14 protein-coding genes and 1 tRNA gene are annotated in these 20,518 nt (G+C 58.8%); 8 read left to right on the forward strand and 7 right to left on the reverse strand.

The genetic code is table 11. The annotated features are described in order from the left end of the window. Positions 1-101: 101 nt before the first annotated feature. The gene (locus DXC99_RS09920; protein WP_055310491.1) at positions 102-1,130 is read right to left on the reverse strand and encodes a LacI family DNA-binding transcriptional regulator; all 1,029 of its coding nucleotides are present in this window, start codon (positions 1,128-1,130) and stop codon (positions 102-104) included. A 183-nt stretch (positions 1,131-1,313) separates the two neighbouring features. Here DXC99_RS09920 and murB point away from each other — a divergent pair, with 183 nt between their 5' ends. Beyond that, positions 1,314-2,276 (forward strand): UDP-N-acetylmuramate dehydrogenase, encoded by a 963-nt coding sequence (gene murB / locus DXC99_RS09925; protein ID WP_117630058.1) that lies wholly within the window; start codon positions 1,314-1,316, stop codon positions 2,274-2,276. Positions 2,277-2,504: 228 nt separating this feature from the next. Here the strand turns inward: murB and DXC99_RS09930 are convergent, their stop codons facing one another. Next, positions 2,505-3,710, reverse strand: coding sequence for a hypothetical protein (locus tag DXC99_RS09930; RefSeq protein ID WP_117630059.1), 1,206 nt, complete (start codon positions 3,708-3,710; stop codon positions 2,505-2,507). 267 nt (positions 3,711-3,977) lie between these two features. Between DXC99_RS09930 and galE the strand changes: the two genes are divergently transcribed. The 3 genes from galE (at position 3,978) to glgP (ending at position 9,161) form a co-directional block, all read left to right on the forward strand. Next, positions 3,978-5,039: a UDP-glucose 4-epimerase GalE gene (gene galE / locus DXC99_RS09935; protein WP_035137748.1), complete on the forward strand. Its 1,062-nt coding sequence runs from the start codon at positions 3,978-3,980 to the stop codon at positions 5,037-5,039. A gap of 208 nt (positions 5,040-5,247) precedes the next feature. Then, a complete protein-coding gene (malQ, locus tag DXC99_RS09940) occupies positions 5,248-6,765 on the forward strand; it encodes a 4-alpha-glucanotransferase (protein ID WP_233505726.1) in 1,518 nt (505 codons plus the stop codon). A 128-nt stretch (positions 6,766-6,893) separates the two neighbouring features. Next, entirely contained in the window at positions 6,894-9,161 is a 2,268-nt protein-coding gene (gene glgP, locus DXC99_RS09945; RefSeq protein ID WP_233505727.1) for a glycogen/starch/alpha-glucan family phosphorylase, read from the forward strand. 373 nt (positions 9,162-9,534) lie between these two features. Here the strand turns inward: glgP and DXC99_RS09950 are convergent, their stop codons facing one another. The 5 genes from DXC99_RS09950 to DXC99_RS09970 form a co-directional block, all read right to left on the reverse strand. Then, complete coding sequence (locus DXC99_RS09950) at positions 9,535-10,734, reverse strand: ABC transporter ATP-binding protein (RefSeq protein ID WP_022095054.1); 1,200 nt, start codon at positions 10,732-10,734, stop codon at positions 9,535-9,537. 67 nt (positions 10,735-10,801) lie between these two features. Beyond that, entirely contained in the window at positions 10,802-11,641 is an 840-nt protein-coding gene (locus tag DXC99_RS09955) for a carbohydrate ABC transporter permease (protein ID WP_006235865.1), read from the reverse strand. After that, on the reverse strand, positions 11,641-12,495 hold the full coding sequence (locus tag DXC99_RS09960) for a carbohydrate ABC transporter permease (protein WP_055285610.1): 855 nt from the start codon (positions 12,493-12,495) through the stop codon (positions 11,641-11,643). Before DXC99_RS09960 ends, DXC99_RS09955 begins: the two co-directional genes overlap by 1 nt. Before the next feature lie 87 nt (positions 12,496-12,582). Further along, entirely contained in the window at positions 12,583-13,899 is a 1,317-nt protein-coding gene (locus DXC99_RS09965; RefSeq protein ID WP_117630061.1) for an ABC transporter substrate-binding protein, read from the reverse strand. 306 nt (positions 13,900-14,205) lie between these two features. Beyond that, positions 14,206-14,925 (reverse strand): GntR family transcriptional regulator, encoded by a 720-nt coding sequence (locus tag DXC99_RS09970; protein ID WP_117630062.1) that lies wholly within the window; start codon positions 14,923-14,925, stop codon positions 14,206-14,208. Between the two features lie 229 nt (positions 14,926-15,154). Here DXC99_RS09970 and DXC99_RS10390 point away from each other — a divergent pair, with 229 nt between their 5' ends. The 4 genes from DXC99_RS10390 (at position 15,155) to DXC99_RS09990 (ending at position 19,902) form a co-directional block, all read left to right on the forward strand. After that, positions 15,155-17,605 (forward strand): PTS transporter subunit EIIC, encoded by a 2,451-nt coding sequence (locus DXC99_RS10390; protein ID WP_158551699.1) that lies wholly within the window; start codon positions 15,155-15,157, stop codon positions 17,603-17,605. Positions 17,606-17,730: 125 nt separating this feature from the next. Further along, complete coding sequence (locus DXC99_RS09980) at positions 17,731-18,744, forward strand: polyprenyl synthetase family protein (protein ID WP_117630063.1); 1,014 nt, start codon at positions 17,731-17,733, stop codon at positions 18,742-18,744. A gap of 139 nt (positions 18,745-18,883) precedes the next feature. Next, positions 18,884-19,789, forward strand: coding sequence for a peptidoglycan-binding protein (locus DXC99_RS09985; RefSeq protein ID WP_199408914.1), 906 nt, complete (start codon positions 18,884-18,886; stop codon positions 19,787-19,789). A gap of 38 nt (positions 19,790-19,827) precedes the next feature. After that, a tRNA-Gln gene (locus DXC99_RS09990) sits at positions 19,828-19,902 on the forward strand. Positions 19,903-20,518 lie beyond the last annotated feature (616 nt).

Consider the following 20,518-nt stretch of genomic DNA (forward strand, 5'->3'; position numbering starts at 1 on the left):
GAAGTGGGCTCCGCGAACTTCTCAAAACAAGGCAGGCACCCCGGCCCCGCCGGCAAATAGCGGACACTCCGCATGCAATCTATGCAAACAAACAAGTACGCTTAGCTACATTCGGTAAGATCGAGCACGCTGCCCTTCACGATAAGCGCCGGCTCCAGAACGACTTCTTCGGCACGTCTACCGCCCCTACCGGCAAGGCGCTTGGACATGCAGCCAAAAGCATGCTCCGCGAGGATACCAGGATCCTGCTCAATCGCGGTCAGCGCCGGCTCAAAGAGAACGTCGGCGGCCGAGTTGTCGTAACTCACCACCGAAATGTCGCCCGGAATGCTCTTCCCCATCTCGTGTAAGCGCTTGAGCAGACCAAGGGCAATGTTGTCCGAACTTGCGAACACAGCGGTGGCATCAGTTGCGAGCACCGCCTCCGAGGCCTCGTAGGCACTCGGAATGTAGTACTCGCTCTCAAACTCCAAACGTGCGTCGATAGGCAGGCCAACCTCGCGCAGCGCGCGCTCATAGCCGGCAAGTCGCTTACGCCCCGTATTGGAACGGCGCGCGTTAACCAAGCAGGCAATGCGGCGGTGGCCTTGCTCGATCAGATAGCGGGTGGCCATGTAGCCGCCCATCTCGTGGTCGAACATCACCTTGTCGCACTCGAGCCCCTCAATGGCACGGTCGACCATCACGGCCGGGATGGGCAGGTGGCTGACTTCTTCGCGCAGGGCACGGTCGTCGGAGAACTCGTCGCCCACGACCAGGAAGACGCCATCAACGCCGCGCGTCACCAGCTGGCGCAGCAGCTCCAGATCGTCATCGGCGCTTCCACCCGAGCTGGTAATGAAGAGCGCATAGCCATCCTCGCGGCAGCGCTTTTCCAGGCTACCGGCGAGCGAGGCAAAAAAGCGGCTCTCGATGTTAGGGACGATAAGGCCCAGGGTGCGCGACTCGCGCATGACCAGGCTGCGCGCGATCTGGTTGGGAACATAGTGGTTGCGCGCCGCGACCTCTTTGATGAGCTTGCGGTTTTCTTCCGAGATGCGACAGGGCCGATTATTGAGCACAAGCGAGACCGACGAGGGGGAAAGCCCCACCTCCTGGGCGATCTGCTTGAGGGTGACTTTGTTGGCCATCTCGCTCCTTCCGGGTTTACGCGCAATCTCTTGAAAGTATAGCGACTACCCCTCTACCTCGGTGATAAACACTTTACCAATCCGGTAGACGGCTGTTTTATCGCCGCCAGCGCACCAAATCCGTCCGGGTGGGGTATATTGCAATCGATTGATGACAACGACCACCAAAAGGCGGATATTCGTATGCACGAGAACGACTTTTTTAACGAGGACCTGCTGTGCGCGCTTGCTGGCGTTGCCGGCGAGGACAACGTACTGATGAGCGAGCCCATGCGCGAGCACACCACGCTTAAGATCGGCGGCCCGGCCGACGTCTTTGTCACGCCCGATACCGAGCAGGGCCTCGTCGCCACGCTCGATACCTGCTATCGCTGCGATCTGCCCCTCACCATCGTGGGCAACGGCTCCGACCTACTCGTCGGCGACAAGGGTATCCGCGGCGTCGTCGTGGCGTTGGGCGAAGGCCTCTCCGACATTACGATCGACGGCACGCACGTCACGGCGGCAGCCGGCGCGCTGCTTTCCGATGTCGCAGCCGCGGCAGCCGAGGCCTGCCTCACCGGCATGGAGCCCATCTCGGGCATCCCCGGATCGGTCGGCGGCGCCTGCTACATGAACGCCGGTGCCTACGGTGCCTGCATGGCCGATGTGCTGGAGTCCGTGCGCGTCTACAAACCCGCTCGCCAGCTCGACGACGGCACCCGCGGCAGCGGCAATATCATCGAGTTCGATGTCGACGAGCTCAACCTGGGTTATCGAAAGAGCCGCATCGCCGATGACGGCTTTATCGTGCTTTCGGCCACCTTCAATCTCGCCCCGGGCAACGCCGCGATGATCAAGGCCGACATGGACGACTACCGCCAGCGCCGCGAGGACAAGCAGCCGCTCGACATGCCGAGCGCCGGCTCCACTTTCAAGCGCCCCGAGGGTTACTTTGCCGGCAAACTCATCATGGATGCCGGCCTGCGAGGACACGCCGTTGGCGGCGCGCAGGTAAGCGAAAAGCACTGCGGCTTTATCGTCAACGCCGACCACGCCACCGCCGCCGACGTCGACGAACTCATCCGCCACATCCAGGCAACCGTCAAAGACCAATTCAACGTAGACCTAGAACCCGAAGTCCACCGAGTAGGCGAATTTTTATAAAAAGAAGGCCCCGAAAGGGGCCTTCACTTTCTTTAATTCAGATAAACCAGTCCGGTGTGTGACGTATTGGACCCGAGAGGTCCGTGGCTGCCCGAAAGGCATTAGGTTGATCGCGAGTTCCGCACGAGCCGGAGAGCACTTAATGTGCTCTCCGTGCGAGCAGGACTGTCCGAGCAGGCAACCTAATGCCTTTCGGGCAGCCACGGACCAACTTACTTCAAACCGCAGCTACGACAGCGCAATACCGCCAAGCCAGCCCCAACGCACGCCAGAGCCAGTGCCATAGAAGCTAATAAACGAATCAAGCGACTTAGACGTAATGGCACCCTCGTTGCTCATAACGATACCGCCGCCAACGTAGATACCCACATGACCGTAGATGAGGCCCGGAGCACCCGTGCCGCTATGCGATGAGTCGGCCACGATCATGCCCACCTGTAGCGCCGAGCGGTCGGAGCTATAGCACCAGGCGTTGAACATGTCACACGCGTTGCCGCCAAAATAGCCCACGCCGGCGTTACGGAAGACATTGGTAACCCACGCCGCGCACCAGTTCTGACCCGACGAAGGCGTGGAGTAGCACGCGTTGACGACGGCCTGCTGTTTGCCCGAGCCGGCATTCTGTTGCGGGGTTCCGGGCGCATACGATCCGCCACCCGAGCTTGAACCACCCGAGTAGGAATTGTTCTTGTTCGCGGCAGCCGCGGCAGCGGCAGCCTTCCTAGCGGCCTCCTCGGCCTGGGCGGCAGCGAGGATCTCGGAATCGCGCTGAGCCATGAGCTCCTTGACGTCGTCGGAAAGACCGTTCAGCACGGTCTGGACTTCTTGCTGCTTGGCCTGCATATCCTGCATCTGAGCCGTCTGCTGGTCCTTGAGTTTCTCCAGGTCGGCCTTTTGTGCTTCGAGCTCGGTCTTCTGTGCGTCGAGCTCAGACTGAATCGTCTGGATATCCTCGATGGCATCGCGGTCACTCTTGTTGATCTTCTCAACGTAATGCGCGTTGGCGACGAGTTCCTCAAACGAGCCAGAGGCCAGCAGCAAAGACAGGATGTTCGTGCCGCCGGACTTGTAGCTGGCGGCCACGCGATCGGAAAGGTCGTTGCGCTTCTTCTTGAGCTCGGCCTTCTTTTCATCGATCTGGGCCTGCGTGTCGTCAATCTTGCCCTGGACATTCTCGATGTCGTTGAGGGTCTGGGCATTCTTGTTGGCCAGCGCCGCATACTCATTTGCGATGCTGTCGAGCTGGGCCTGAACCTCGTCGAGCTGGGCCTGGGCGGCATTCAGTTTATCGGTGGTTTCTTTGGAAGCCTCCGCCGCATGGGCGCGAGCGGGCAGGCCAAAAAGAATTGCCGCAGAAGCGGCGCCGAACAGGGCCTTGAGGGCAGCGCGGCGCGAGAGCTCCTGGGAAAGGATGGAATCGCTGTTTGGTGACATATGTACTCCGTTACATGTTTATTTATATGTCGCTCAACTCATACATATTAGCGTACATATGGCGCGTCCCAACGATTTCCACGAACGGCAGGAAACTACAAGGTCAGCGGCTCGCAAGCAAATGCCAAAGATCAGGTTATGCGTACGCAAGCTCTTCTGATGAGTACGTTAGCACAATCCTCTGCTTTTCCCACAGCGCACGATTTGGGCGTCCCTGCCTGCGCTATACTCCCCTGAAGAAGTGTTCCTGATTCGATAGGAGACTACATGTCCAAAGCACTCGACCCCAAAGACACCTGCGTCCTCGTTACCGGTGGCGCCGGTTTTATCGGCTCGCACACCGTCGTTCAGCTGCTCGAGGGTGGCTACCAGGTCGTCATCGTCGATGATCTCTCCAACTCCAGCGCCGTCGCCGTCGACCGCGTCAAGACCATCGTGGGCGACGAGGCCGCCAAGAACCTCACCTTCTACGAGGCCAACGTGCTCGACCGCGATGCGATGAACAAGATCTTCGATACCCATCAGATCGACCGCGTCATCCACTTTGCCGGCTTTAAGGCCGTCGGCGAGTCGGTGAGCAAGCCCGTCGAGTACTACCACAACAACATCGAGAACACCCTGGTGCTCATCGACGTCATGCGCGACCATGGCTGCAAGTCCATCATCTTCTCGAGCTCCTCGACCGTCTACGGCGACCCGGACAACCCGCCCGTCACCGAGGAGGATCCTAAGAAGCCCGCGACCAACCCCTATGGTTGGACCAAGTGGATGATCGAGCAGATCCTTATGGACGTCCACACCGCCGACCCCGAGTGGGACGTCGTGCTGCTCCGTTACTTCAACCCCATCGGCGCTCATCCGTCGGGCCTGATCGGCGAGGACCCCAAGGGCATCCCCAACAACCTGGTGCCCTATGTCGCCCAGGTCGCCGTGGGCAAGCTCGAGGCCGTTCAGGTCTTTGGCAACGACTACCCCACCCCCGACGGCACCGGCGTGCGCGACTACATCCACGTGTGCGATCTGGCCTCTGGTCACGTTGCCGCCCTTAACTGGATGAACGGCAAGACCGGCGTCGAGATCTTTAACTTGGGCACCGGCACCGGCACCTCGGTACTTGAGGTCGTCGCCGCCTTCTCCAAGGCTTGTGGCAAGGAGCTGCCCTACGTGATCCGCGAGCGCCGCGCCGGCGACATCGCTGCCAACTGGTGCGACGCCTCCAAGGCCGAGCGCATGATGGGCTGGAAGGCCCAGTACGACATCGCGGACATGTGCCGCGATAGCTGGAACTGGCAGAGCCACAACCCCAACGGCTTCGCCGACGCCGAGTAGCAAAAAACCTACATACCGCTCTTGCCCCGATCTCACGTTGTGAGGTCGGGGCTTTTTCATGGCATGTAACCATTCGCCGAAAATCGACCAACTTTTTTATCTTGCCTGTACATGTTTAAACAACATGTTTACAATAGGCGTATCGAATCAGAACGTCGGAGGCGGACTGCACACCCATCGGCAGGCCGACCCCACAACAAGAAGGTTGGTGAGCGCATTCATGGAGCGTGCAAGCGGCGTCCTCATGCCCGTCTCATCTCTGCCCGGACCATACGGAATCGGCGGCTTTGGCTGGAATGCCTACGACTTCGTCGATTTTCTCGCCTCGTGCAAACAACATTACTGGCAGATTCTGCCCCTTACGACGACCAGCTATGGCGATTCGCCCTATCAGTCGTTCTCGGCCCGCGCAGGCAACCCCAACTTTATCGACTTTGCCGAGCTTATCGAGGCAGGGTATCTTGAACAGCGCGATATCGATGGCGTGTACCTGGGTTCTGACCCCAGTAACGTCGACTACGGTGCTATCTTTGGCGGCCGCCGTCAGATTCTCGACCGCGCCGCTGAGCGCTTTGCCGCCGACAAGCCGGCCGATTTCGATGACTTTATCCAGGCCAACGAGGACTGGCTCATCCCCTACTGTGAGTTCATGACCGTCAAAGAGGAGTGCGGTCTCAAGGCGTTTTGGGAGTGGCCCGCGGAACTCCGCACCCGCGGCGAAGCTTCCGCCAAGGTCTGCGCCGACCATCCGGCGCGTATGCTCTACCACCAGATGACGCAGTACTTCTTCGATCGCCAGTGGAGCCGCCTCAAGGCCTATGCCAATGAGCGCGACATTCTCATCATCGGCGACCTGCCCATCTATGTCTCGCGTGACTCTGTCGAGATGTGGGCGACGCCTGAGCTCTTTAAGATCGACGCCGCCGGCAATCCCGTGAGCGTCGCCGGCACGCCGCCCGACCAGTTCTCGGCCACCGGCCAGTACTGGGGCAACCCCATCTACGACTGGGACGCCATGGAGTCCGACGGCTTCTCCTGGTGGGAGGGCCGCATTCGCGCCGCCCTCGACATGTACGATGTCATCCGCCTGGATCACTTCCGCGGCTTCGAGGCCTATTGGGAGGTGCCGTTCTCCTCGCCCGATTCGTCCTACGGTTCGTGGACGCAGGGTCCCGGCCTCAAGTTCTTCAAGACGCTCGAGGAAAAGCTCGGCACGCTGCCCATCATCGCCGAGGACCTGGGCTTCCTCACCCCCGGCGTCATCGACATGCGCGACAACTCGGGCTTCCCCGGCATGAAGATCCTGCAGTTTGCCTTTGAGGGCACCAACTCGTACTACCTGCCGCACAACTACATTGCCAACACCGTCGCCTACGTGGGCACCCACGACAACGAGACGGCACGCGGCTGGTTTGAAGGAACGGCCACCCCGCGTCAGCGTGAGCAGACAGCCCTGTACACCCATCAGCAGGCCGGCGAGCCCATCACCGACGCGCTCAACCGAACCATCGCAGCCAGCGTGAGCGACACGTGCATCTACACCATGCAGGACCTGCTCAACTTGGGCAACGAAGCGCGCATCAACCCCCCCGCCACACTGGGCGGCAACTGGACCTGGCGCATGCTCGCCGGCGCCATCACCCGCGAGCTCGAACACAAACTCACCGACTGGACCGAGACCTACTTCCGCATCCCATCGGAAGCCGAAATCGAGCTTCCTCAATAGGAGCTACCGCGCCCGACCCCTCCCCACCGTGCGGACGCGCTTGCTTTTCCCGCGCGAGGCCACCCCAATCCCCTCGCGCGGGCTTCTCATGAATTGCAGACATGAAACAACCCATCACAGGAGAAAACATGCCCCAAATTAACCTCATGGAACTCGCCAAGCAGTCTTTTGGCACCTCGCTCGAGCAGCTCGACGACCGTCGCATTTACAAGCTGCTGGTCAAACTCGTGCAGGAGCGCTCCGCTGCCTGCCCGCTCAACAACGGCAAGAAAAAGCTCTATTACATTTCCGCCGAATTTTTGATCGGCAAGCTGCTCATCAACAACATGATTGACCTCGGCATCTACGACGAGGTTAAGGACCAGCTCACCGCCGCAGGCCACGACCTCAACAAGATCGAGGAATTCGAGGTCGAGCCGTCGCTCGGCAACGGTGGCCTGGGTCGCCTGGCCGCGTGCTTCCTGGATTCCATCGCCACGCTGGGCTTGACCGGCGATGGCGTGGGCCTCAATTATCACTACGGTCTGTTCCGTCAGCGCTTTGTCGACAACCAGCAGAAGGCCGTCCCCGACGAGTGGCTCGGTGAACAGGACATCCTAGTCGACGATGACCGCTCCTACACCGTCGAGTTCGGCGATTTTGCCGTTACCTCTAAGCTCGTCAACATCGATGTGCCCGGTTACGGCCAGCCCACCAAAAACCGCCTGCGCCTGTTCGACCTGGCGAGCGTCGACGACGGCCTGGTCCCCGGCAGCTCCATCGACTTCGACAAGACCGAGATCGCCAAGAACCTCACCTTGTTCCTCTACCCCGACGATTCCGACGAGCAGGGCCGCCTGCTTCGCATCTACCAGGAATACTTCATGGTGAGCAACGCCGCCCAGCTCCTGATCGACGAGGCCGTCGAGCGCGGCAGCAACCTGCACGATCTGGCCGATTACGCCGTTGTCCAGATCAACGACACGCACCCCACCATGGTCATCCCCGAGCTCATTCGCTTGCTCACCACTGAGCATGGCATCGAGTTTGACGAGGCCGTGACCATCGTACGCTCCATGGTCGCTTACACTAACCACACGATTCTTGCCGAGGCGCTCGAGAAGTGGCCGCTCACCAGCCTGCGGAAGGTCTCCCCTGCCATCGCCGACATTATCGTCAAGCTCGATGAGATCGCGAAGGCCGAGCACGATGACCCGCGCGTCGCCATCATCGACGAGCACGACACCGTCCACATGGCCCACATGGACATCCACTTTGGCTTCTCCATCAACGGCGTAGCCGCCCTCCACACCAAGATCCTGGAGGACACCGAGCTTCATCCGTTCTACGAGATCTATCCCGAGAAGTTCTCCAACAAGACCAACGGCATCACCTTCCGCCGTTGGATCCATGGGGCCAACCCCGCGCTCGCCAGCCTGCTCGACGATGTGATCGGCACCGACTGGCGCAGCACCGGCGATCTGAGTAAACTCGCCAAGTTCGCCGACAACAAGGACGTTCTTGAGCGCCTGGCCGCCACCAAGGTCGAGGCCAAGGCCATCATGCGCCAGTTCATGGCGCTCGAGCAGGGCGTGACCATTCCCCCCAACGCCATCATCGACGTCCAGGTCAAGCGCATCCACGAGTACAAGCGCCAGCAGATGCTCGCGCTCTACATCATCTGGAAGTACCTCGATATCAAGAACGGCAACAGACCTAAGCACCCCGTCACCATCATCTTTGGTGGCAAGGCGGCGCCTGCCTACACTATCGCGCAGGACATCATCCATCTGATCTTGACGCTGTCGCAGTGGATTGCAAACGACCCCGACGTGGCTCCCTACCTGCAGGTTGTCATGATCGAGAACTACAACGTCACCGCCGCCGAGCGCGTGATCCCCGCCGCTGACATCTCCGAGCAGATCAGCCTGGCCTCCAAGGAGGCGAGCGGCACCTCCAACATGAAGTTCATGCTCAACGGCGCCCTAACCCTGTGCACGCTCGACGGTGCCAACGTGGAGATTGCCGAGCTCGTGGGCAACGAGAATATCTATACCTTTGGTGCCTCGTCCAAGCAGGTCGAGCAGCTCTATGCCGACGGCACCTACAGCGCCGGTGCACTTTACCGCAAGCCCGGCATTAAACTGCTGGTGGACTTCATCACCAACCCCGCCTTTATGGCGACCGGCAACGCCGAGCGCCTGCAGCGCCTGCACGACGACATTAAGGGCAAGGACTGGTTTATGGCCCTGCTCGACATCGAGGAGTACATCCAGACCAAGGAGCGCGTGTTGGCCGACTACGAGGACCAGGACGCCTGGATGCGCAAGGCGCTCATCAATATCGCCAACGCCGGCACCTTCTCGTCCGACCGCACGATCTCCCAGTACAACGACGAGATTTGGCACCTGAGCTAATTTCGCTCCCTTTACCCATCCTCTTGAAAGCGGAGTCGCGGCAACGCGGCTCCGTTTTTTGTGCCCCTGTGTTGTCCGTGACCTGCCTCGACCAAAAATCTCGACCTGTAACATCTAGCCGACAAAATTGAGTCTACCTGTTACAGATCAAGACGGAAGGACAGGCAGCTCGACGCTGTCTCAATCTGTAACATCTAGGCTCAATTTGGCCCTCTACCTGTTACAGTTCGAGACAAACAAACCTACAGACAATCCCAACACAAAGAAAGGCTCCCCTCTCGCCCAGTGGACGGGAGGGGAGCCTTATATGTGACCGCGGCAAAAGGATGGCAATACCGCAGTCGCCCAAAGGGAGGGCCTGGATGCACCGGGCCTAGATAAGGTTCTTGCCAGAGACCTTATCGAAGAGATGGGTCGCGTTCTTCTCGAACTTGAACCAGATGGTGTCGCCAGCCTTGAGCGCGCCCTTGGCCTCGAGGTCGACGACGGGGATAATCAGAACAAACTGGCCGTCGGGAGCGGTCACGTGGACATGCTCGGTCGAACCCATGAGCTCGGTCACCTCGACGGTACCCTGGAGCGCGCCCTCCTCGTCCTTGTCGGCAAGCAGAATCTGCTCGGGGCGCACGCCGGCCGTGATCTCCTTCACGTCGCCGCCGTCCCAGTTGAGGGCAAGCTGAGCGCAGGTCTCGGGGGCGAGCGCCACGTTCATATCCTCGGTCTTGACGGTAAAGCCGTTGCCCGAGCGCACCAGCTGGGCATCGAAGAAGTTCATCTGCGGCACGCCGATAAAGCCGGCGACGAAGATGTTCGCGGGATGGTTGAAGACCTCCTGCGGGGTGGCGATCTGCTGGACGACGCCGTCCTTCATGACCACGATGCGGTCACCGAGGGTCATAGCCTCGGTCTGGTCGTGAGTAACATAAATGAACGTGCCCTTGATCTCGTGGCGCAGCTTAATGAGCTCGGCACGCATCTGGTTACGAAGCTTGGCGTCCAGGTTGGACAGTGGCTCGTCCATCAGGAAGACCTTGGGGTCACGCACGATGGCGCGGCCGATAGCGACACGCTGACGCTGGCCGCCCGAAAGCGCCTTGGGCTTACGGTCGAGGTACTCGGTAATGCCCAGAATCTCGGCAGCAGAGCGAACTTTGCGGTCGATCTCGTCCTTGGGGACCTTCTTGAGCTCGAGCGTAAACGCCATGTTCTCGTACACCGTCATATTGGGGTACAGAGCATAGCTCTGGAACACCATGGCGATGTCGCGGTCCTTGGGCGCCACGTCGTTGACGCGCTTGCCGTCGATGAGCACATCGCCCGAGGTAATGTCCTCCAGGCCGGCGACCATGCGCATCGTCGTGGACTTACCGCAGCCAGAGGGGCCAACGAGGACGACGAACTCCTGGTCGTGAACGGTGAGGTTGAAGTCCTCTACAGCGAGCACACCGTCCTCGGTAACCTTGAGGTTGTGCTTCTTCTCCTCGGTCTTCTTCTTTTTGCCAAAGAAGCCCTTCTTTTTGGACTCGGTGTTGGGATACACCTTCTGAACATGCTTGAGAACGATCTCGGCCATGTCTTTACCTTTCGATATGCGGCACCATGTTGAGGGCGCCGCAGAAACTTGCAAAACAGTTACGGCATCAGCCCTTGACGGCACCTGCCACCACGCCGTCGATGATGTACTTCTGGCAGAGGATGTACATGATGACGATGGGGATAACGACCATCATGATGCAGGCCATCATGGGGCCGAGCTCGACGTGGCCGTAGCCGCCGCGGAAGTACTGGATCAAGATAGGAATGGTCTTGTACTTGGTGGAGTCGAGAGTGAGGTAGGGCAGCAGATAGTCGTTCCAGACCCACATGGTCTCGAGGATGCCGACCGAAAGATAGGTGGGCTTCATGATGGGAAGGACGATCTTAAAGAACACCTGGACCGGGTTGCAGCCGTCGATCATGGCCGCCTCTTCGATCTCGAGCGGGATGTTCTTTACAAAGCCGGCGAACATAAAGACCGCCAGGCCCGCGCCAAAGCCGAGGTAGATAAAGCAGATGTTGAACGGCGTGTTGAAGCCGATGCGGTCCGCCAAATTGGACAGCGTGAACATGAGCATCTGGAAGGGCACGACCATCGAGAAGACGAACAGGTAATAGAAGAAGTTCGAGATCTTGCTGTTGACGCGCACTACGTACCAAGCACACATGGAGCAGCACACCAGAATCAGCACGACCGACGTGACCGTGATGATGAGCGAGTACATAAATGCCGAGGCAAAGCCCTGCTCGTTAAGGGCATGCATGTAGTTTGCGAGGCCGTTGAACGTCTCGGGCGTGAGCAGATCGAATGCCGTGGTGGTGCTGATTGCAGTTGCCTTTTTAAAGGAATTGAGCGCAATCATGAACACGGGGTAGATCCACGCGAGCGACAGAATCGTAAAGAAAATCGAGAGCGCGCGGTTGATAACCTTATCGCGTTTCATTACTGCTGCACCTCCTTGGACCTCGTGGCCTTAAGCTGAATCATGGAGATGGCTACGACCAGGATGCAGAAGATAACTGCCTTGGCCTGACCGATGCCCTGCCATGCGATACCGGCACGCGAATAGAACGTGTTGTAGATGTTCAGGGCGAGCATCTCGGTGGAGTGCGCGGGGGCGCCGCCGGTAAGGGCGAGGTTCTGGTCGAACAGCTTAAAGCCGTTGGTGATGGACAGGAACAGGCAGATAGTGATGGTCGGCATCAGGTTAGGGATCTTAACCTTCCAAAACGTCTGCCATGCCGTGGCACCGTCGACCTTGGCGGCCTCGATGTAGTCGGACGGAATGGACTGCAGACCAGCGATGTAGATGATCATCATGTAGCCGACCTGCTGCCACAGGGTCAGGATGATAAGGCCCCAGAAGCCAGCAGCAGAGTTAAGGGCGATGAGCTGGGCGCCCACGTTGGAGAGCAGGCAGTTGATCAGAATCTGCCAGATGTAGCCCAGCACGATGCCGCCGATCAGGTTAGGCATAAAGAAGATCGTACGGAAGATGTTGGTGCCCTTGAGCGCTTTGCGGGTGAGCGCCTGCGCGATGGCGAGGGCGATCACGTTGATGAGCACCGTCGACAGGAAGGCAAACGCCACGGTAAAGAAGAACGACGTGGCAAACTGCGGATCGGACAGTGCGCGCACGTAGTTCTCGATACCGACAAAGTGCGTATTGTTGATGGTAATAAACTGGCAGAACGAGAGATAGAAGCCCTGGATAAAGGGGATCACGAACCCGATCATAAACGCCAGGCACGTGGGCAGCATAAAGAGCGGCCACCAGCGCTTGAGTGCTTTGCCCATAGAAGGGTCCTTTCAATATGCAGGGGGCGGGCAAACCAACGTCTGCCCGCCCCCTGTCGCTAATCAGATAGCTTGGGCAGCAACTACTTACTCGGAAGCAGCCTTCTCGGTCTTCCAGCCATCGACGAAGGCGTTCTTGACGCCGTCCCACTTGCTGTTGTCGGCAGCATAGGCGATCAGAGCCTGCTTGAGGTTCTTCTTCCACTCCTCAGAGGGGATGTAGACGAAGTCCCAAGCGACGGTCTTCTTGCCTTCCTTGGCCATGGCGACGGCCTGCTGCGAGAAGACGTTGGTGGTTTCCTTGGCGCTCTTGAACGGGGCAGTCAGACCCATCTTGTCAGCGATGATGCTGGTGGCGGTGTCAGAAGTGACGCACCAATACATGAAGTCCTCGGTGGCCTTCTGGGCATCCTCGGAAGCCTGGGAGCTGACGCACCAGTAGTTCTCGCCGCCGGAGCACAGGCCCTGGTTCTCCTCGCCGTCGACACCAATGTAGATGGGCATCATGCCAATCTGATCGTCGGTCATGCCGGCCTTGGTGAGGTCAGCGTAGGCCCAGGAGCCGTTCTGATAGAAGACGGCCTTGCCGGTTGCGAACTCGTTGGTGGCGTCGTCGCCGGTCTTGGAGGCAAGCTGCGAAGGATCGCAGGTGGAGTCGGTGATGTACAGGTCGAAAATCTGCTTGAAGTTGTCGAGATACTCGCCCTTGATCTCGTCGTCCTCCTGGTTGTGCTCCTTCTCGAACTCGTAGTAGAGCGGGAGGTTGGCGAGGTGGGTGGTGTAGCGCCAGCTGGAGGAGTCATCCATGCCAGCAGAAGTGAAGGCACCCTCAATGCCAAGCTCGTCCTTGCGGGCCTGGATGTCGTCGGCACAAGCCTTCAGCTTGTCGAAGGAGTTGATGTCCTCGGCCTTGTAGCCAGCCTTCTCGAGCAGCTGCTTGTTGTAGATGATGCCGTAGCTCTCCTGGACCCAGTCGATACCCAGATCCTTGCCATCGGACTGCAGAGCCAGGGAGTCGTCAATGAGCTCACCGCGGAGCTTGGTATCGGACAGGTCGGCGCAGTAATCCTTCCAGTTCTTAAGGCCGGTGGGGCCGTTGACCTGGAACAGGGTCGGAGCGGAGCTCTTGGACATCTCGGACTTGAGCTTCTCCTCGTAGGTGTTGGAGGCAGCGGTCACGATCTTGACCTCGACGCCCTTCTCCTTCTTATAGGCCTTGGCGATCTCCTTCCACTCCTTGTCGACCTCGGGCTTGAATTGGAGGAAGTAGACCTCGGCAGCGTCACCAGAAGCAGAGGAGCCGGAGCCGGCAGAACCGCCGCAACCCACGAGACCCAGACCAAGAACCGCAGCCGCGGAACCAGCAAAGCCCAGGAACTGCCTTCTGCTCATTTCGTTCTTCATTACAATCCACCCTTTCACACCGTGGCGGCACCCTTTGCCGCCGCCTTCGGAGATTGGCTCGGGGACTTTGCCCCTTTTGCTGATTTGTACAATACGCTATTTGGCTAGTTGTTTGAACAAGTATTACTAGAGCGGTAGGAAAACTTCGGTGAACGGTAATTTCAACTTGATACTTGACAAGTTTTGTATAAACAATTATTTGTTATCGAATGCAGAGAAAACGCCCGGTCAAGCCGATGCATCGTCGGTTTGACCGGGCGCTTTCGCTTTGAGGGCATGGGTTTCGTCAGGCTGCGAGCTAGCCGGCTATCGCTTGGAGTTGACGCGGTAGTGGAAGATCTCGGGATGCGTGCGGGCATGCGTGACCTCGAACAAGATGCCGTCCGAGGTGTACGACTGGCTCTCCATGACGGCAACGCAGTTGTATTTTCCGAGGTCAAGATAGCTGCAGTCCTCATCGTTGGCAAGCTCGACGCTCACTGTACGGCGACTCGCCATCACCTTGACGCCTCGTTTGTGCTCCAGATAGTCGTAAATTGACTTTGCGGCGATCTCGGGCGTCAGGCCCTTGGCGATTGACTCCAAAAAGTAACCATGGTCTACTTGGCGCGCATTGCCGTTAAGGCTTCGGACACGCACCACGCGAATCAACTCCTCGCCCACCTTAAAGCCCAGACGACGAGAGAGCTGCTCGGTGCAAATCAAATGCTCAAAAGACTTAACGTCCGTCGATGCAACGGCATTGTTGCGCTTTGCAAACTCGCCAAACGACTCGACTTCCTCGAGCGCGCCCAGCATATCGGTTTCGCCTTTAAGCCAAATGACGCGCACGCCCTTGCCGTGTATGGGCTGCACAAACATCCCGTCGGCCAGCATACCCAAGGCGCGACGGACGGTATTGCGAGTGCATCCGAACTCCGCGGTCAGCTCGGCTTCGGTTGGCAGCATCTCCTGAAACGCATAGGTCCCATTAATGATGCGCGAGCGTATTTCTCGGTAGATTCCTTCGTATATCGCTTTTGGCATTGTTTCACCTCTACATTATTCATTTCCGGCTAGGCACGATAGCATTTCTTAAAGTTGTTTAAACCGAATATCGGTAAAGCGACAGGATTTAACCGTTGACGGTTTCTGTCATGCCCAAATCGGTTTCGCTCAAAACTGCCGGTACGACAATCGTCTGGTCCTCTACAATGAATCCATTGTTTAAACGTTTCCCCACGCGCAACGCGCCTCGATATTCGGAAGGCAGAACATGCTGCAAAAAATCCAACGCTTTGGCGGGGCAATGTTCGCGCCCGCCATGCTGTTTTCTATATCAGGCCTCATGGTCGGCGTCTCCGCTCTCGCAACGACTGCGGACATCGTCGGCGATCTCGCCGTATACGGAACCCCTTGGTACGTTTTTTGGACCATCATCCAGCGCGGCTCGTGGACGGTCTTTAAACGCCTCCCGCTCCTTTTTGCCGTAGCGCTGCCCATCGGTCTTGCCCAAAAACAACCGGCTCGTTGCTGCCTCGAGGCTCTCGTCGCCTATTTTGCCTACTGCTTCTTTTTGAGCGAGATCATTAAGCTGAGCGGAGACAACCTTGGACTTGAGTACCCGTCATCTTTGACCACCGCCAGCGGTATCACCGTCATCGACGGCATCAAGACGCTCGACACCGGCATTATCGGCCCGCTGGCGGTATCGGCAACCGTCGTCACCATCCATGACCGCTTCTACGATGCCAAGATTCCCGATTGGCTCGGCACCTTCTCGGGCTCCTCGCTGGTCTACCTCATCAGCTTTTTTGCCGTGTTTGCCCTTGCCGCCATCTCGGCCGCCATCGTGCCCTACGTATACGATGTAACCGATACGCTGCGTCACGCGCTTGCAGGCGTCGGTCCCTTTGGCGTGGGCATCTTTGTCTTTTTAGAACGAGCACTCGAGCCCTTTGGCCTGCACCACCTGCTCTACATGCCGATCTACTACGACAACCTGGTCATTAACGACGGCATCTACGCCACGTGGAGCAGTTTGCTCCCCATCCTCTCCCATAGCACGCGCCCCCTTAATGAGCTTGCGCCGTGGGCCGGTTTTACCGCCACCGGCTGGGTCAAAGTCTTTGGCCTTCCTGCCATCGCAGCTGCGTTCTACTCCACCGCAAAACCCGAGCGCCGCGCCGGCCTCAGGGTCATCCTTGCTCCCGCCATCATCGCCTCGGTGGTTTGCGGCGTTACCGAGCCACTCGAGTTTCTCTTTATGTTCACCCACCCCGGGCTCTTTTTGCTCTACGCCGTCTTATCGTCTTGCCTTGCCACAACCATGAATCTCTTTGGCATCGTCGGCATCTTCTCGGGCGGCCTCATGGAGATGGCAGCCTTTAACTTTATTCCGCTCATGCGCACACATGCCGGTGCCTATCTTTTGGCGCTCGGTATCGGCCTTGCCTTTAGCCTCATCTTTTTTGTTAGTTTTCGAGCACTCATCTTGGTCTATGACCTTAAGACGCCGGGCCGGGAGGATCATGTCGCCAATCGCGCGGCAATCGATCGTTTAACGGAAAGCGGCTTTGCCAAAGAGCAATCTCCCAATGACGAGGTCAATAGTCGATTCGATCAAGATCACGTCCTCGCTGAGCGGGTAATTCAGCTTTTAGGTGGCGTTGGCAATATCGTGGGCGCAACCAACTGCGCCACGCGCCTGCGCGTCGAGGTCGCAGACCCTTCCATCGTTGCAGATAACGCGTCGTTTGTCGCGGCGGGCGCCAAGGGCCTCATCATTACGGGCAAGACCGCCCAGGTGATCATCGGCATCTCCGTTCCCCGCGTTAAAGAGCATTTTGACCAGATCATGGGCCTCGAGCCGGGATTTGCGCCCACCACCTCGGCCTCCCCTGCCGCCAGCGCAGCCTATAAGCGCGGCGATATTTGCTTCTTCGATATCGACGGAACGCTCGCCTGGCAAGACCCCAGGCTCGCCCAAGACCTTCCCGAAGACGAGCGGGACCTCTCCCCCTATCCCAACGAGGCGGTTTCGCAGGCAATCCGCGAGTTTGTCGCCAACGGCAACATGGCCTTTATCTGCACGGGACGTACCCTCAGCTGCATCCACCCCAAACTTCTTGAGCTGCCCTGGACCGGCATCGTCTGTCTTGCGGGCGGTTACGCCGAGATCAACGGACACGCAATTCGCGATCTGTCGATGACGCCCGGTATGCTGCAGCGTCTTGCCCCCTACCTTGAGCAATCGGGCGAGGTCATCCGCTTTGAGGGCCTCAACGGCGTCGTGCGCATGAGTGCCGATGCCCCCGATGCCCCCGGATACGCGCGCACCCTGGGCGACGCAGTCACCCAGCTGCAACATTACAGTGTCTACAAAATCTTGATGTCTACATCGCTCGCCAACCACATCGCTCAAGATAAGGCACTTGAGCCGTTGTTGTGCTTTAACGAGCTCGAACTCGAGGTAACCGAAATCTCGCCCCGCGAATGCACGAAGCGCGGGGGCATCCAGTCTGTACTCGACGCCCTCGATCCCCACCATGGAACTGTATACGGCATCGGCGACGCCAGCAATGACGTCTCGCTGATGAACGCCGTCGATGTCGGTATCGCCATGGGCAATGCGCCAGACTATCTCAAAAAGCGCGCCGACTACATCACCGACTCGGTCGACAAAGATGGCGTCGTCAAGGCGCTCGAGCACTTTAGGCTTATATAAGCAGCCGGCACGCGCACGCGTCCCGTTTCTCCAAATCGCCAAAACAGACGCGCCGGCAACTCCAATGTGGCAATATGGTATCTGCACACCGCAACGATGTAACCTAAGAAAGAATGCGAGAACCCGTGTCCAGTCCGTTTACCAGCTTTTTAGCCCAGCACTTTGACCAGATTAACGACTATCTGGCCACGTTCTTTGACGGACAGGCGACCTCTGCCGATATCGAGCGCTACCTGTACGCGCCGCTCTCGGCTTTTACGGCCAACGCCGGCAAGCGCCACCGCCCGCTTATCTGTATGCTCGCCGCAACCGCAGTGGGCGGCAGCTTTGAGAGCGCCCGCAGCGCTGCGGCAGCCATCGAGCACTTCCAGTCGGGCGCGCTGATCCACGACGACATCGCCGACAACGGACAGCTTCGTCGAGGCAAGCCCTGCATGCACCTTACCGAGGGCACGGGCCTTGCCATCAATTGTGGCGACCTGGCGCTCACCATGGTCACCAAGACGGTTCTCGACGATCCCACGCTCGAGTCCGACGTGAAGCTGCGTGTGCTCCACGAGCTTACCGAGATGATCGTCCGCACCATCGAGGGTCAAGCGCTTGACCTGGGTTGGGTCCGTGACGAGCGCTTTGATATCTCGGTTGATGACTACCTGGACATGGCGACGCACAAGACCGCGTATTACAGCGGAGCCACGCCGCTTGCCGCCGGAGCCATTATCGGCGGCGGCAGCGAAGAGCAGGTCGAGGCGCTACGCGCCTTTGGCCTGCACACCGGCCTTGCCTTTCAGATTCAGGACGACCTGCTCAACTTGGTCGGCACCAAAGAGGCCGCCAACAAGGACTTCCGCACCGACATCACCGAGGGCAAACGCACGCTCGTTGCCGTGCACGCCCTGTCTGATGAGCGCCATCACGACGAGGTCGAGGCAATCCTTTCCTCGGGCACCGAGGACCCCGCGCAGCTCGCGCGCGCCGTGGAGATCTTCCAGCAGACCGGCTCCATCGAATATGCTCACGCCTACGCACTGGACCTGACCGCAAAAGCCAAGGCTGCCATCGAGAACGTTGAGCTTGACCCGCACGCACGCGAACTGTTCCTCTCCATGGCAGATTTCTTTGTGGAGCGCCTCAACTAGCGGGGGTCACAAAACCTGTGGGCAGCGCGTTTGGGTACAAGTTGCTACACTGTTGAGTGCATGTTTATGCATTGTCTCGCGTTGTCTATCCGACACGCGCTCAAAATAGTACGAATCGTACGCCGAAAGGGGTTCGTTCATGGAACCTATTACCACGGGCATGCAGGGAGCAGCCGTCGAGGATGTTCAGTCCCGCCTTCTGCAGCTCGGTTACACCATCGATGCCGACGAGGTCGCCGACAAGCGCTTTGACACCACCACCGAGCAGGCCGTCAGCACCTTCAGGCTCGACAGCGGCCTTGCTGCCGGTCATGCCGTCGATATCCCCTGTTGGAGCGCCCTGGTCGACGCCTCGTATAAGCTGGGCGACCGCACGCTCTACCTTCGCATGCCCAATTTTCACGGCGCCGACGTCAAGGCCCTGCAGCGCGCTCTCAACGTTTTGGGCTTTGCCTGTGGCGAAGACGACGGCTACTTTGGTCCGCATACCGAGGCCGCCCTGCAGCAGTTCCAGGAAAATGTCGGCCTGTTTGCCGACGGCATGGCCTTCCAGGACACCTACGCCTACATCAACCGCCTGCACCATGTGTGGGAGGGCAAGCCCTCGGTCACCGAAGCCGAGTCTCGCATCGGTTTTGCGCGCGCCGCCAACGTGCTCGAGCGTTTCCAGATTGCCGTCATCGGCGAGGACCCTATCGCGCGCAGCGTAGCATCGCGCATGTGGAACATCGCCACGGCGACGACCGACAGCAGCGGCATGATGCTTTGCGATTCCGAGGTTCCGACCGATGTCGACCTGGTGCTCGAGATCGCAAGCGACGAGTTGCCTGCAGACGCCGCCCCGCGCGCCACGATCGCCCTCGCCGAGTGCCACAACCTGGCCCAGCGCATCCGTACCGCCAATGTCGCCGCACAGCAAAAGCCGGCACGAATTCGCATCGAGCTCACCGGCATGACGCGTTACAACGGCACCTTTACGGCCAGCGACGCGCAGACCCTCGCCGTACGCCTACTCGACGGCGTTTGCGATGCCCTCGCAGATTAGGTAAACTAGACGAGTTGCTTTTGGGCAACACCACACATTGGGACGTAGTTCAACGGTAGAACTCCGGTTTTTGGTGCCGGCTGTTGGGGGTTCGAATCCCTCCGTCCCAGCCATTAAAACTGAGCGCCCTAAGCCCATAACGGCCCAGGGCGCTTTCTTGTGGGCAAGCGGAGGAATTCGAACCCGCAAGGGTGCGGAGCTGAGGAAACGCGAAGCGTTTTCCAGCGCAGCACGCAAGGAGCGAAGCGACGCAGCGGGGCGCGGCCGCCGACCAGGCGGACGCGGAATCCCTCCGTCCCACACCAGCCAAGAGCCCCTCACGTCAAGCAAATCGAGCCAACGCCGCCAAGCGGAGGGATTCGAACCCGCAAGGGTGCGGAGCGATGCAGCGGGGCGCGGCCGCCGCAGGCAGACGCGGTGTCGGCACTTGGGGACGCTCCTAAGTGCCGGCATTATAGGAACGTCCCCAAGTGCCGGCTCGGGACTATTTTCGAGGACCCTCCGAAGGACTGTGGCCAAAAAACGGCAAATATGAGTACTGTCACCGTTGTAGCTACATTATTTTCGTTAATAAAAGAAGATCTTAATGAGATTTATTCGCATCAAGGTCTTCCTTTAATGAACACTTGAGGAGATACGGCAGCTTATCTGCTCGATCGACACGTCAAATCACCTTAAATGTGGTCAAAATTACTGCTACTAAAAGAGTATCAGTACTCATATTTGATG

This window comes from Collinsella sp. TF10-11AT (assembly GCF_003437565.1).
In the GTDB taxonomy this organism is placed as follows: Bacteria; Actinomycetota; Coriobacteriia; order Coriobacteriales; family Coriobacteriaceae; genus Collinsella.

Coding starts and splice junctions, on each gene's coding strand:
- galE (WP_035137748.1), top strand. CDS start 3,978: ATGTCCAAAGCACTCGACCCCAAAGACACCTGCGTCCTCGTTACCGGT.
- DXC99_RS09955 (WP_006235865.1), bottom strand. CDS start 11,641: ATGAAACGCGATAAGGTTATCAACCGCGCGCTCTCGATTTTCTTTACG.
- DXC99_RS09930 (WP_117630059.1), bottom strand. CDS start 3,710: ATGTCACCAAACAGCGATTCCATCCTTTCCCAGGAGCTCTCGCGCCGC.
- DXC99_RS09965 (WP_117630061.1), bottom strand. CDS start 13,899: ATGAAGAACGAAATGAGCAGAAGGCAGTTCCTGGGCTTTGCTGGTTCC.
- DXC99_RS09960 (WP_055285610.1), bottom strand. CDS start 12,495: ATGGGCAAAGCACTCAAGCGCTGGTGGCCGCTCTTTATGCTGCCCACG.
- DXC99_RS09920 (WP_055310491.1), bottom strand. CDS start 1,130: ATGGCCAACAAAGTCACCCTCAAGCAGATCGCCCAGGAGGTGGGGCTT.
- DXC99_RS10390 (WP_158551699.1), top strand. CDS start 15,155: ATGCTGCAAAAAATCCAACGCTTTGGCGGGGCAATGTTCGCGCCCGCC.
- DXC99_RS09970 (WP_117630062.1), bottom strand. CDS start 14,925: ATGCCAAAAGCGATATACGAAGGAATCTACCGAGAAATACGCTCGCGC.
- DXC99_RS09985 (WP_199408914.1), top strand. CDS start 18,884: ATGGAACCTATTACCACGGGCATGCAGGGAGCAGCCGTCGAGGATGTT.
- DXC99_RS09950 (WP_022095054.1), bottom strand. CDS start 10,734: ATGGCCGAGATCGTTCTCAAGCATGTTCAGAAGGTGTATCCCAACACC.
- glgP (WP_233505727.1), top strand. CDS start 6,894: ATGCCCCAAATTAACCTCATGGAACTCGCCAAGCAGTCTTTTGGCACC.
- murB (WP_117630058.1), top strand. CDS start 1,314: ATGCACGAGAACGACTTTTTTAACGAGGACCTGCTGTGCGCGCTTGCT.